Below are 13,542 nucleotides of genomic sequence, written 5' to 3'. Positions count from 1 at the left end.
TGAAGCCCTTGAAAACTCAGGCCGTCAGCATGCCGACGCAGAGCTGCGGCGCATCCTCGGCAACGAGACAGGAGGCGACGGCGATCACCTCGCGCGCCGATTTCCAGGCGCCGCCGCCACCTGCCGGGCCATTGGTGTAGAGCGTCTCGACCTCGTTGCCGATACGAATCGCCTCCGCCATCGTCTCGGTCCGCCCGGCGACGCGAACGCGCACCTCGTAGGGCTCGGTACCCTGTGCGCGATCGTCGCCATGCAGCGCATTCAACCCGATCAGGTCGCAGCGCAGCTCGTTCACCGCCACGCCGGTGAGCGCGAGGCGCTCCCTGACGACATCGAGCGCAAGGCGGCCGCGCGTGACCGCGCCAGGGCCGGCATAGGAGATCTGACCCTCGCCGACATAGGAATCGAGATAGCCGACCGAGGTCTTCAGCAGTCCCGTCTTCGGCCGGCCGCGACCGCCGACCACCCTGACCCGGTCCGGACCAAGCTCCTCGACGGTCACCTGCGAGAAATCCGCCACGACGTCGGGTTGGAAATATTGCACGGGATCGTGGATCTCATAGAGCAGTTGCTCCTTCACGGTCGCCGGCGTGACGCAGCCGCCGGAGCCCGCGACCTTGGTCACGATCAGTTCGCCATCCTCGCGCACCTCGCCGATCGGAAAGCCGAGCCGGGCGAGATCGGGAACATCCTTCGCTCCGGGATCGGCGAAATAGCCGCCGGTGATCTGTCCAGCGCATTCGAGCAGATGACCGACGACGGTGCCCTGCCCGAGCCGGTCCCAATCATCCAGGGCCCAGCCGAACTCGTGGATCAAAGGTCCGAGAAAGAGCGCTGGGTCGGCGGCGCGCCCGGTGATCACGACATCCGCGCCGGCCGCGAGCGCCTCCGCGATCGCGCCCGCCCCGACATAGGCGTTGGCCGAGACGACCCGATTGCCGAGGGCCCGGATCGTGTCGCCGGTGTCGAGCATGACATCCGCTGTCTTCAACGGCTCCAGAACATCGTCGCCGGTCACGGCCGCGATCTTCAGCCCCTTCAGTCCAAGCCGGCGCGCGATGGTGCGGGTGGCTTCGGCCGCGGCGACCGGATTGGCCGCCCCCATGTTGGTGATGATACGGACCTTGTTGGCGCGGCAGATCGGCAGCACGGCCTGCATGCGCGCCGCCAGCAGCGGATCATAGCCGGCGGCCGGATCCTTCATGCGCGCCTGCTGCGCCAGCGCGATCGTGCGCTCCGCCAGGCACTCGAACACGAGATAGTCCAGGCCGCCCTTCGCCGCGAGCTCCACCGCAGGCTCGATCCGGTCACCGGAATAGCCCGCTCCGGCGCCGATCCTGATGCTCCGCATCGGCCGCTCCTCCTGACATCGTGCGCCGTTCGTCGGCTTCTGCCGGTTACATTAGCGGCCGCGGTCCGAGCTTGCCAGCGTCCGCGTGGAACGGTCAGGCTGCCATCGTGCTGCTAGTCCGCGAGCGCCAGCGTCGGCGCCTCGCTGCTCGCCGTGCATGCGACGGCAACGGCCATGTGCTCGTCGGCCCAGCACCAACGCTGGCCGCCGGCACGCTTGGCCGCATAGAGCGCGCGATCGGCCTGGTCGAGCAGCGCCTCGGTGTCCGCCTGCCGATCCTCGGTGACCAGGATGCCGGCGCTGGCGCCGATCTGAACGCGCGTTCCAGCCAGCGTGAAGAGTTGCGACAGCGCCGTCACCGCCGCTTGCGCGAACGCGAGAGCGGCGTCACGTCCCACCGCGGGCAGCAGCAGCATGAATTCGTCGCCGCCGAACCGCGCCGCCAGGCCCGTTTCGCCGAGGCAATCCTGCAGACGTGCGCCGACCTGGCACAGCAGCTCGTCACCGGCCTGATGGCCGAACCGGTCGTTGACGAGCTTGAAGCCATCGAGATCGACCGCGATGATGGCGACGGGGCGATCGCACCGGCCGAGCGCGGCGATGAACGCGGCGCGGTTCGGCAGGCCGGTGAGGAAATCGCGCAGCGCCTGCCGCGCCAAGGCCTGCTGCGCCGTGATCCGCTCGGTGAAGGCGGCCGTGAGTCGATACGACGTGCCGCGCAGCGTGATCCAGAACAGCACCACCATGCCGGCGCCCATCCGGTACACCGGTTCGGGCTGCATCAGACAAGCCACCACGGTCGGAATCAGCAGCACCGCCGAGGAGGTCATGACGATCCATGGGCTGACCCGCGACACGATGCCGACGCAGAAGGCCATCGACAGGCCGAAGCACATCCAGATGCCGGGCCCGTCGCCGATCTGAAACGCGCGTGCCGACAACGCACCGACGGCCAGACCGAAGGCGGCGGCGCCGAGGCCGTAGAGGCGTTCCCAGCGAATGATCGCATCGTGATCGAGCCGATCGAAGCGCGCGGCGAACATCCGTAGCTTGAGAACACGAAGGGCGCCGATCACCAGCAGCACCACCGTGATCGCGGCGTAGCCCGGATCGCGCGCAACCCAGGCCATCACGCTGCCGATCACGACGGCGGCGGCCGAGATCGTCCCGACCAGCGGCATCGAGCTGTACAGCAGATGCGCGAGATCGCGACGAATGTCCGGGTCCAATCGATGCATCGCAATTCCAGTTCGCCAAGCGCGCGCACTCTCGTACCCACGCCTTAACGAAATCTCGCTGCACCCGCGAAGGGCTGCCATGCGCCGCGGATGCTTAAGAGATCCTCACCGCGACGATGACAATGCAAGTGGATACAATGCGAATGATGGTACGCGCACGCGCGCATGAGCGATGCAGGGGCGGGATCAGCTCGCCCAATTGTCTCGGAATTCGCCGAACAGCGTGATGCCGCCGCATGCATAGATCGTCTGTCCGGTGATGTAGCTCGCTTCGGACGAGGCGAGAAAGGCGAACACGCCGGCGATCTCTTCCGGGCTCGCCACCCGCCCCATCGGAATGTGGGACTCGACCGCGGCGCGCTTGGCCGGGTCCCCGGTCCAGGCCGCGTTGATCGGCGTGTCGACGGCGCCCGGCCCGACCGAATTGACGCGGATGCCGCGCCCGGCGAATTCGAGCGCCAGGGTCCGCGTGAGGCCCGCCATCGCGCTCTTACTGATCGAATAAGCGAGATAGCCGGGCTTCGGAATGATCTGGTGCACGCTTGAGGTGTTGATGATGTTGCCGCCGCCGCGCGTGACGAAATGCGCCAGCGCGTGACGCGCGCAGAGCACGGCACCGTTGAGGTTGACCTCGAGGATCTTGCGATACGTGTCGACGTCGAGCGCCTCGCTGGGCGATTCCCGCTGAAAGCCGGCATTGTTGACTAGGCAGTCGAGCCGGGGCCAGCGCTTCAGCACCGTCTCGAACATCTCGGCGATCTCGGCCTCGACGCCGATGTCGGCCTTCACGGCAACGTGATCACGCGAGCCGTGACCATGCGCGGCAGAGGCGGCCTGCACCAGCGCCAGGGTTTCGTCGCCGGACGGCGACGGGCCGCCGAAATTGATCGCGACATGCGCACCCTCCTCGGCAAACCGCACCGCGATCGCGCGGCCGATGCCTTGCGTTGCGCCCGTCACCAGCGCGTAGTGTCCGACGAGACGCGACGCCCGTTCGGCTGGTTGGTCAGATGGCTCCATGTCTCGACTCCGTGAAAATGATCTCGCCTCAGCGCGCTGCGATGACTCGCGTTCGGATGACAAGGCTATCAGGAGTCTGGTATCGCTCCACTCCGTATCCGTCGTTGCGCACGCAGGCGTGAGACGTCATGTATCTCGGCATCGATCTTGGAACATCCGCGGTCAAGACGATCATCGTCGATGACACGCAGCGCGTCGTTGCGAGCCGCAGCCACGCCTTGACGATGGACGTGCCGCGACCGGGCCGGGCCGAGCAGGACCCCGCCGCATGGATCGGCGCGGTATTCGCCACGCTCGATGCGCTGAAGGCGGATCATCCCGGCGCGTTGGCGGCGGTGGACGCCATCGGCCTGTCGGGCCAGATGCATGGCCCGGTGCTGCTCGATGCCGCGATGAATCCGTTGCGGCCCTGCATTCTCTGGAACGACGGCCGGTCGGAGCGCGAATGCGCTGCGCTGGAGCAGCGCTGGTCCGCCTTGCGCACGATCACCGGCAACAAGGCGATGCCCGGCTTCGCCGCGCCGAAGCTGATGTGGATCGCGGCGCACGAGCCCGAGATCTTCGCGGCCACGCGGCTGGTTCTGCTGCCGAAGGCCTATGTCCGGCTGGTGCTGACGGGCGATGCGATCGAGGACATGTCCGATGCGTCCGGCTCGCTCTGGCTCGATGTCACCAGGCGCGACTGGTGCGACGAGGGCCTCGCCGCCACCGGCCTCACCCGTGCGCAGATGCCGCGCCTCGTCGAAGGCTGCGCGCCGGCAGGCCGGCTGCGCAGTAACCTCGCGGAACGCTGGGGCATGACGAAGCGCCCAACCATCGCGGGAGGCGCCGGCGACAACCCGGCCGGCGCCATCGGCATCGGTGCTGTCCGGCCGGGCGCCACGTTCATCACGCTCGGCACGTCCGGCGCCGTGATCTCGCCGGTCGACGCCGTCACGGCCAATCCCGAGCGCGTCGTTCACACCTTCTGTCATGCCATCCCGGCGATGTGGCTGCAGGCTGGCGCGATGCTGTCGGCGGCCTCATGCCTCGCCTGGGTCGCGCGGCTGCTCGGCGCGAGCGAGACCGAGCTGCTCGCCCCGCTGGGCGCGGGCCCCGCCGCGCCGTCGCCGGTCAGCTTCCTGCCCTATCTCGCGGGCGAGCGCACGCCGCATGACGATCCCCATGTCCGCGGCCTGCTCGACGGCCTGAGCCACGCCACCGACCGCAACGCCATCGTCCAGGCGGTGCTCGAGGGCGTTGCCTTCGCACTGGCCGACTGCCGCGACGCGCTGACGGAAACCGGGCTCGTCATTGCCGAGGCGGATGCAATCGGCGGCGGATCGCGCTCGGACCTTTGGCTGGCGATCCTGGCGAATGTGCTCGGCATTCCCGTTCATCGGCTGGCCGAGGGCGAGACCGGCGCCGCCTTCGGCGCGGCGCGGCTGGCACGTCTTGCCGTCACCGGTGAGGACATCGGCGCGGTCTGCACGCCGCCGGCGCGCGTGCGGACCTTCGCTCCGGACGTCGCGCTGTCGGCAGCCTATGCCGAGCGGCGGCCGCGCTGGCGACAGCTCTATCGTCGGCCGAGCTAACCGGATCTCCGAAAGGCATTCGTCGCGGCGACGTGTTGCGGCGGCGTCTCTTTCATATTGTATTCGGCAACAGCCTCTAGTTTAATGGCTTCCCGCGCCAGCGATCAACGAGCCGCGGACGACGAGACGACGTGCATTGGGAGGCACGATGAGCGGTCCGATCCTCGAGATGCGCGGGGTGTCGAAGTCATTCTTCACCATCAAGGCCCTGCACAAGGTCGACCTCACCGTCTACGCCGGCGAAGTCCATGCGCTGATGGGCGAGAACGGTGCCGGCAAATCCACGCTGATGAAGATTCTCTCCGGCGCCTATCGCCCGGATCCCGGCGGTGAGATCCGCATCGAGGGCCGGCCGGTGCGCATCGAAGGGCCGATGGGCGGCCGCAACGCCGGCATTTCGATCATCTACCAGGAGTTGTCGCTGGCGCCGAACCTGACGGTCGCCGAAAACATCTATCTCGGCCGCGAGCTGTCGCAGAGCGGCCTGCTCGCGCGCAGCACGATGCGCGAGGGCGTCGGACCGATCCTGGACCGGCTCGGCGCCGATTTCACGGCCTCCACCTTGGTGGCCGAGTTGTCGATGGGCCAGCGCCAGCTGGTCGAGATTGCCCGCGCGCTGCATGCACGATCCAAGATCCTGATCATGGACGAGCCGACCACCTCGCTGTCGGCCGGCGAGAGCGAGAAGCTGTTCGCGCTGATCCGCCAGCTCCGCGCCGAAGGGCTCGCCATCATCTACATCTCGCATCGCATGGACGAGGTCTATGCGCTCGGCGACCGCGTCACCGTGCTGCGCGATGGCCGGCTGGTCGGCTCGCTCGACAAGCCGGAGATCCGCGCCGACAGCATCGTCCGCATGATGGTCGGCCGCGACGTGTCGTCGTTCTACAAGAAGGACCACGACCCGCACGCCAAGCGTGATCGCGCGGTGCTCAGCGCCGTCGACCTCGGCGACGGCCATCGCGTCAAGAATTGCTCGCTGACCGTTCATGCCGGCGAGGTGGTCGGCCTCGCCGGGTTGATCGGCGCCGGACGCACCGAGCTCGCGCATCTCATCATCGGAGCCGCGCCGAAGACGACCGGACACATCGAGCTCGACGGTGAGAAAGTCAGCATCGACACGCCGCGCGATGCGCTCGATGCCGGCATCGCCTATCTGACCGAGGACAGGAAGGCGCTCGGGCTGTTCCTCGACATGTCCTGCGCCGACAACATCAACCTCGCCGTGATCGGACGGGACGCGAAGCCCGGCGGCATTCTCGACCGCGACAAGGCGCGCGCACGCGCCGACGAGGCGTTCAGCGCGCTCGGCATCCGCGCTCCCAATCCGGGCGTCACCGTCGGCGGCCTGTCGGGCGGCAATCAGCAGAAGGTGCTGCTGTCCCGCCTGCTTGCGACCGCGCCGAAGGTCCTGATCCTGGACGAGCCGACCCGCGGCGTCGATGTCGGCGCCAAGTCCGAGATCTATTCGATCATCGACAATCTCGCCAAGTCCGGCACCGCGATCCTGGTGATCTCGTCCGACCTGCCGGAAATTCTCGGCATCTGCGACCGCGTGCTGGTGATGCGCGAAGGGCATCTGGCCGGCGAGCTGCAGCAGAGCGCGACATCCCCCATCACCCAGGAAGACATCATGGCGCTGGCCACCGGGACGGAGCACGTCGATGCCTGACAACAGTTCGTCGCAAGCCAAGACCGCGCCTTCATCCGGCCTGCCGTCCGCATCGGACAACAAGCAGCAGCGGCTACGGCTGATGATCCGCGCTGCCGGCATGCTGCCGGTGCTGCTGATCCTCTGCGTCGGCTTCCACATGCTGTCCGAAGGACGCTTCTTCTCCGGACAGAATCTCGGCATCGTGCTGCAGCAGGCCGCCGTGAATACCGTGCTCGCCGCCGGCATGACCTTCGTCATCCTGACCGGCGGCATCGATTTGTCGGTCGGCTCGATCCTCGCCGCGGCTGCCATGGCCGGCCTGACACTGTCGAAGATGCCCGATCTCGGCGCACTGTGGCTGCCGGCCGCGGTGCTGACGGGCCTTGCCTTCGGCGTCGTCAATGGCGCGCTGATCGCGCTATTGCGGCTGCCGCCGTTCATCGTGACACTCGGGTCGCTCACGGCGGTGCGCGGTCTCGCCCGCCTGATGGGTGGCGACACCACCGTGTTCAACCCATCGATTCCCTACGCCTTCATCGGCAACGCCTCGCTGACGATCATTCCCGGCGTCGTCTCGATCCCCTGGCTGTCGGTGATCGCGCTGCTGGTGATCCTGGGCTCCTGGCTGATCCTGCGCCGGACCGTGCTCGGCGTGCACATCTATGCCGTCGGCGGCAATGAGAGCGCCGCGCGGCTCGCCGGCATCAAGGTCTGGGCGGTGCTGATCTTCGTCTACGGCATGTCCGGCCTGCTCGCCGGCCTCGGCGGCGGCATGCAGGCGGCGCGGCTCTATGCGGCGAACGGCCTGCAGCTCGGCCAGTCCTACGAGCTCGACGCGATCACCGCCGTCATTCTCGGCGGCACATCGTTCGTCGGCGGCATCGGCTCGATCTGGGGCACGCTGGTCGGCGCGCTCATCATCGCGGTGTTGTCGAACGGGCTCATCCTGGTCGGCGTGTCCGACATCTGGCAATACGTCATCAAGGGCCTCGTGATCATCGGCGCCGTCGCGCTCGACCGCTACCGGCTGCAGGGCTCGGCCCGCACCTGAGACAACATGGCGGGCGCCACCGGGGCCCGCCACAACGCATTCTTCCACGGCCACTGGTCCGCCGTGCGTAGACGAACAGGAAGGACCAGGGAGGAAACACATGGTCAAGTCGATGTTATCAGCCGGTGCCGCGCTGGCGCTCGTGATGAGCTCCGCGCCGTCATCGGCCAAGGAGCTGAAATCGATCGGCGTGTCGCTGGGCTCGCTCGGCAACCCGTTCTTCGTCGCGTTGTCGAAGGGCGCCGAGTTCGAGGCCAAGAAGACCAATCCCAACGTCAAGATCACCGCGGTCGGCTTCGAATATGATCTCGGCAAGCAGGTCACCCAGATCGACAATTTCATCGCCGCCGGCGTCGACATGATCCTGCTCAACCCGGGAGATCCCAAGGCGATCGGCCCGGCGATCAAGAAGGCGCAGGCGGCCGGCATCCTCGTCGTTGCGGTCGACACCGCGGCCGAGGGCGCCGATGCCACCGTGACGACCAACAACGTGCAGGCCGGCGAGATCTCGTGCCAGTACATCGTCGACAAACTCGGCGGCAAGGGTGACGTGATCATCGAGAACGGGCCGCAGGTGTCGGCGGTGATCGACCGCGTCAACGGCTGCAAGAGCGTGTTCGCCAAGGCCCCCGGCATCAAGGTTCTCTCCAGCGACCAGGACGGCAAGGGCTCGCGCGAGGGCGGCCTCACGGTGACGCAGGGCTATCTCACCCGCTTCCCGAAGATCGACGCCATCTTTGCCATCAACGATCCGCAGGCGATCGGCACCGATCTCGCTGCGCGTCAGCAGCAGCGCACCGGCATCATCATCACCGCGGTCGACGGCGCCCCCGACATCGAGGCGGCGCTGAAGGATCCGGCCTCGCAGCAGATCCAGGCCTCGGCCTCGCAGGATCCGTTCTTCATGGCCCGCCGCGCCGTGCAGATCGGCGTCGGCCTGCTCAATGGCCAGAAGCCGGCCTCGACGGTCGAGCTGCTGCCCTCCAAGCTGATCACGCGCGACAATGTCGGCGAGTACAAGGGTTGGACCTCGGAGCGGAAGGAATAGAGTTCGATCGTCGACCCGCATCTGATTGAAAGCATCGAGAAGCGCCGCCCTCTCTGGGGCGGCGTTGTGCTTGGAACCACATTCTGTCTCGTCGGCGTGCCTTCAACGACCGATCGCCGCGGACTCGCGCGTCGATGGCAGATGTGGCAAACAATGTTCTCGACGGGGGAATTCAACCTGCGCTGCGCCCTGTCGCGTTTGCGACAAGACTCCCCTGTTTGTCCCCGCTTTCCGCTGGTCCGGAACTTGCGTGGGCCTGCCTGACGGCATCAATCAGCAGGCGATCCGATGGCTTTCACCGCAGTCTGTCCGACAAGCGCCATGACCGAAGGCGGCATGGGCCTGTACCAGGTCGGCAAGAAGAGCGTGCTGCTGCTCTGGCCCCGTGGCGGCGAGCTGAAGGCCTATCGAGGCCGCTGCCCGCATGCCGACGTGCCGCTGGCGGAAGCGACCTTCGACGGCCGGACGATCACCTGCCCGCACCATCAATGGGGCTTCGACGCCACCCATGGCAAGTGCGTCACCCATCTCGTCCGCAATGCGCTGCACGCCTACCCGCTGCAGGTCGAGGGCGATGAGATCCAGGTGGATGTCGGGCCGGTGAAGCCGGCACGCGCCGCGAACTGATCGGGCCCCAGGCCGGCCGCGGGGCGCTCGACGGTCGCGCGGCAGACACCTGCCGGCACACCGCCGCAGCTATCCCGTTGCCATCAGCCGCTTCATGAACTGGTCGACCTCGCGACGCAGCGTCTCGACCTCACCATGGACCCGCTCGGACGCATTGTTGACCCGCGCCGCGATCCGGCCGGTGTCGGCGGCAGCGCTGCTGATCGCGCCGACATTGGACGCGACCCGTGCCGTGCCGGACGAGGCTTCCTGAACGTTGTGCGCGATGTCTCGCGTCGCCGCCGCCTGCTGGTCGACCGCGGCCGAAATGGCGGAAGCGATCTCGTCGATCTCGGCGATCGTTCGCGCGATCGCCTCGACCGACGCGACCGACGTGGAGGTCGAGTGCTGCATCTCGTTGACCTTGGCGCTGATCTCTTCGGTCGCCTTGGCGGTCTGATCGGCAAGACTCTTGACCTCGGCCGCAACGACGGAAAAACCGCGCCCGGCGTCGCCGGCCCGCGCCGCTTCGATCGACGCGTTGAGCGCCAGGAGATTGGTCTGTTCCGCGATCTCGCTGATCAGCTTGACCACGTCGCCGATCCGGACCGCGGCATCGGCCAGTTCGCGGATCTCCCCGCCGGCACGATTGGCCTCGCTGACCGCACGCCCGGCGCTTTCGGTGGAGCGTGAAACCTGCCGGCCAATTTCGGCGATCGAGGACGCGAGCTGATCGGCCGCGCCCGCCGCCGTCTGAACATTGGACGACGCGCGCCCCGAGGCGGCGATCACATCCTCGGTCTGGCGGCTGGTTTCCGTCGCGGCCGTCGCGACGTGGCCGGCATCGGACTCGAGATCCTCCGCCGCACCGACGAGGCTGACGACGATCTGATCGAGTTGGGTGCCGAACTGCCGGGCCAGACCCGCAATGTCGACCACCCGGCGGCCGAGGCTGTCGGTGCCCTGGTTGATGATCGCCGCGGACCGGCGGAATGCGCCAGGCAGGCCTCGCGCCATGATCTTGCGGAAATGCTTGCCGCGGCTGGCATAGTCCATCGACGCCGACGCTTCGCGCACGAAGGCGTCGGTGATGTCGAGCATGTCGTTGATCGATTTCTGCAACAAACCGATGTCGCCGTGCTGGCGCCGGCTCAGCACCCGCGGCTCGAGGTTGCCTTTGGCCGCGCTGTGACACACCATGGCCGCTTCCGCGACCACGGCGGCCGCCAACCGCAGCTGCCACAGGGCAAGGCCGAGCAGCAGCGCGACCGCGATGAGCAGCGCTCCGCCTGCCGCGGGCGGGGTCGCGCCGGCGACGACGAGCCAGGCCAGCCCGCCGAGTGTCAGCAGCGCCGCCGCCGCGATCGCGATCTGCGCCTTAGAGAGAGAGCACGAACTCATCATATTCAACGCCTTGTTGTTTGATCACCGCGACCATCATGTCAAAGCTTGCGCGCAGGCCGTCCTTGGCATTGGCGTGGCGCGCCTCTTCGTCGCACAGCGCCTTGTAGATGGACTTGAGCCGCTCGATCGGCGCACGCTCGGGTCTGCGGCGGTTGGAATGGTAGCCGATGATATTGCCCTGGTCGTCCAGCGTCGGCGTCACATGGGCGAGCACCCAATAATGGCTGCCGTCCTTGGCCAGGTTGACGACATAGGCGAAGATCTCGCGCTTGGCCTCCAGCGTGTCCCACAGCAGCTTGAAGACGCAGCGCGGCATCTCGGGATGGCGGATCAGGCTGTGAGGCGCTCCCAGGAGCTCGTCATAGCTATACCTGGCCATGCGAACGAAGACGTCGTTGGCGTAGGTGATGCGTCCCTTGCGGTCGGTCTTCGAGACGATCAGGTCTTCTTCGCCGAGCATGTGCTCGATTCCCGTCGGCTTCACAACGTGGGCCATGGCTGGTCCTCCTTGCGGTCATCACGATGCGGGGCGGACAGACGGGATGTCCCGGCCTTCACGGACGGTCCGGTCGACGCGCTGGCGGAACCGGCGTCGTCCGGCATGCGGCCGGGTGTCGCCGAGACCCCCATCGACCGGCTTTCGTCGGCTCAGGAAAAAGGCTGTCCGCCTCACCGGCCTCAATCTGACGTTAACTGTCAAACATCGCGTTAACCGGGAGGTCCGCCAAACTACAGAGACCGCCCGCGGCAGGGACGGGACGCGCCGGCTCGATGGTCGGCGTTGGGTCTGGACCGCTGGCCGGAGGATCGCATCGGCCGTCGCCTTGTCGGAAGGTGTGGCACAAGGACCAGGAGGTGCGTACGTGACGCCACGCAACCTCGTGAGACCCGCACGGGCCGGTCGGGGCGCTCATGCCCGACCGGCCCGGCGCCCCCTGCCTCAGAAGAAGCCGAGCTTCTTCGGGCTGTAGCTGACCAGCATGTTCTTGGTCTGCTGGTAGTGGTCGAGCATCACCTTGTGGGTCTCGCGTCCGACGCCGGACTGCTTGTAACCGCCGAACGCCGCATGCGCCGGATAGGCGTGATAGCAGTTGGTCCAGACGCGCCCCGCCTGGATGTTGCGGCCGAAGCGGTAGCATGTGTTGGCGTCGCGGCTCCACACGCCGGCCCCCAGGCCGTAGAGCGTGTCGTTGGCGATCGCCAGCGCCTCGTCCTCGGTCTTGAAGGTCGTGACCGAGACGACGGGTCCGAAGATCTCCTCCTGGAACACGCGCATCTTGTTGTGTCCCTTGAACACCGTCGGCTTGACGTAATAGCCGCCGGCGAGATCGCCGCCGAGCATGTTGCGCTCGCCGCCGATCAGGAGCTGCGCACCCTCGTTCTTGCCGATGTCGATGTAGGACAGGATCTTGGTGAGCTGCTCCGAGGAGGCCTGCGCGCCGATCATGGTGGCGGGATCGAGCGGGCTGCCCTGCACGATCGCTCCGACGCGCTTGAGCGCACGCTCCATGAAGCGTTCATAGATCGATTCATGGATCAGCGCGCGGCTCGGGCAGGTGCAGACCTCGCCCTGGTTGAGCGCGAACATCACGAAGCCCTCGATCGCCTTGTCGAGGAAGTCGTCGTCCTCGGCGCAGACGTCCTTGAAGAAGATGTTGGGCGACTTGCCGCCGAGCTCGAGGGTAACCGGGATCAGGTTCTGCGACGCGTATTGCATGATCAGCCGCCCCGTCGAGGTCTCGCCGGTGAAGGCGATCTTGGCGATGCGGTTCGACGATGCCAGCGGCTTGCCTGCTTCGAGGCCGAACCCGTTGACGACGTTGAGCACGCCCGGCGGCAGCAGGTCGCCGACGATCTCCATCAGCACGAGGATCGAGGCCGGTGTCTGCTCGGCCGGCTTGAGCACGACGCAGTTGCCGGCGGCGAGCGCGGGCGCGAGCTTCCAGGCCGCCATCAGGATCGGGAAATTCCACGGAATGATCTGGCCGACGACGCCGAGCGGCTCGTGGAAGTGATAGGCGATGGTATCGTGGTCGATCTCGGCGATCGAGCCTTCCTGCGCGCGGATCACGCCGGCGAAATAGCGGAAGTGATCGATGGCGAGCGGGATATCGGCGGCGGTCGTCTCGCGGATCGGCTTGCCATTGTCCCAGGTCTCGGCGAGCGCGAGCTTGTCGAGATTGGCCTCCATGCGGTCGGCGATCCGGTTGAGGACCATCGCGCGCTCGGTGACGCTGGCGCGGGCCCAGCCGTCCTTGGCGGCATGCGCGGCGTCGAGCGCGGCCTCGATGTCAGAGGCATCGGAGCGCGCGATCTGGCACACCGGCTGGCCGGTGATCGGCGAGATGTTGTCGAAATATTTGCCGGCGTTGGGGGCCTTCCAGGCGCCGCCGATGAAATTGTCGTAACGCGCAGCGAACGGCGGCTTGAACGCCGCATTGACGTCAACCTTGGTCATCTGTCTCTCCCATTCACGCCGATGCACACGGCGTTGGAGACAGACTCGATCAAACCGACGCAACAGACCAGAGGCCGGAGCGAGCGCGTCCGAGGAAGTGTCGCAGTTCTGCGACATCTTGGCTGCGATTCGACAGCC

At 67.0% G+C, this 13,542-nt stretch carries 11 protein-coding genes; 5 read left to right on the top strand and 6 right to left on the bottom strand.

Going from position 1 to position 13,542, the window contains the following annotated elements; all coding sequences use genetic code 11:
- Positions 1 to 16 precede the first annotated feature (16 nt).
- The 3 genes from QX073_RS12965 to QX073_RS12955 form a co-directional block, all read right to left on the bottom strand.
- The gene (locus QX073_RS12965; RefSeq protein ID WP_315826042.1) at positions 17 to 1,351 is read right to left on the bottom strand and encodes an acyclic terpene utilization AtuA family protein; all 1,335 of its coding nucleotides are present in this window, start codon (positions 1,349 to 1,351) and stop codon (positions 17 to 19) included.
- Between the two features lie 113 nt (positions 1,352 to 1,464).
- Positions 1,465 to 2,589, bottom strand: coding sequence for a GGDEF domain-containing protein (locus QX073_RS12960; RefSeq protein WP_316201418.1), 1,125 nt, complete (start codon positions 2,587 to 2,589; stop codon positions 1,465 to 1,467).
- A 186-nt stretch (positions 2,590 to 2,775) separates the two neighbouring features.
- Positions 2,776 to 3,609: a glucose 1-dehydrogenase gene (locus QX073_RS12955; RefSeq protein ID WP_315713946.1), complete on the bottom strand. Its 834-nt coding sequence runs from the start codon at positions 3,607 to 3,609 to the stop codon at positions 2,776 to 2,778.
- A 128-nt stretch (positions 3,610 to 3,737) separates the two neighbouring features.
- On the opposite strand from QX073_RS12955, the gene xylB reads away from it, so the two are divergent.
- The 5 genes from xylB (at position 3,738) to QX073_RS12930 (ending at position 9,563) form a co-directional block, all read left to right on the top strand.
- On the top strand, positions 3,738 to 5,183 hold the full coding sequence (gene xylB, locus QX073_RS12950) for a xylulokinase (RefSeq protein ID WP_316225852.1): 1,446 nt from the start codon (positions 3,738 to 3,740) through the stop codon (positions 5,181 to 5,183).
- 148 nt (positions 5,184 to 5,331) lie between these two features.
- The gene (locus QX073_RS12945) at positions 5,332 to 6,855 is read left to right on the top strand and encodes a sugar ABC transporter ATP-binding protein (RefSeq protein WP_315713944.1); all 1,524 of its coding nucleotides are present in this window, start codon (positions 5,332 to 5,334) and stop codon (positions 6,853 to 6,855) included.
- Positions 6,848 to 7,888: an ABC transporter permease subunit gene (locus QX073_RS12940; protein ID WP_316225851.1), complete on the top strand. Its 1,041-nt coding sequence runs from the start codon at positions 6,848 to 6,850 to the stop codon at positions 7,886 to 7,888. The genes QX073_RS12945 and QX073_RS12940 overlap by 8 nt, the downstream gene beginning before the upstream one ends.
- Before the next feature lie 100 nt (positions 7,889 to 7,988).
- Positions 7,989 to 8,936 (top strand): ABC transporter substrate-binding protein, encoded by a 948-nt coding sequence (locus tag QX073_RS12935; RefSeq protein ID WP_315713942.1) that lies wholly within the window; start codon positions 7,989 to 7,991, stop codon positions 8,934 to 8,936.
- 288 nt (positions 8,937 to 9,224) lie between these two features.
- Positions 9,225 to 9,563, top strand: coding sequence for a Rieske 2Fe-2S domain-containing protein (locus tag QX073_RS12930; RefSeq protein WP_316225850.1), 339 nt, complete (start codon positions 9,225 to 9,227; stop codon positions 9,561 to 9,563).
- Positions 9,564 to 9,632: 69 nt separating this feature from the next.
- On the opposite strand, the gene QX073_RS12925 is transcribed toward QX073_RS12930, so the two are convergent.
- The 3 genes from QX073_RS12925 to adh form a co-directional block, all read right to left on the bottom strand.
- Positions 9,633 to 10,943, bottom strand: coding sequence for a methyl-accepting chemotaxis protein (locus QX073_RS12925; protein ID WP_316194790.1), 1,311 nt, complete (start codon positions 10,941 to 10,943; stop codon positions 9,633 to 9,635).
- Positions 10,921 to 11,442 (bottom strand): PAS domain-containing protein, encoded by a 522-nt coding sequence (locus tag QX073_RS12920; protein ID WP_315752630.1) that lies wholly within the window; start codon positions 11,440 to 11,442, stop codon positions 10,921 to 10,923. Before QX073_RS12920 ends, QX073_RS12925 begins: the two co-directional genes overlap by 23 nt.
- Positions 11,443 to 11,886: 444 nt before the next feature.
- Positions 11,887 to 13,404 (bottom strand): aldehyde dehydrogenase, encoded by a 1,518-nt coding sequence (gene adh, locus QX073_RS12915; protein WP_315713938.1) that lies wholly within the window; start codon positions 13,402 to 13,404, stop codon positions 11,887 to 11,889.
- Positions 13,405 to 13,542: the final 138 nt, after the last annotated feature.

The organism is Bradyrhizobium sp. SZCCHNS3052 (assembly GCF_032484495.1).
Taxonomy (GTDB): domain Bacteria; phylum Pseudomonadota; class Alphaproteobacteria; order Rhizobiales; family Xanthobacteraceae; genus Bradyrhizobium.
Note: the sequence above shows the minus strand (reverse complement) of the source record. Positions and strands in the feature narration are given on the sequence as shown.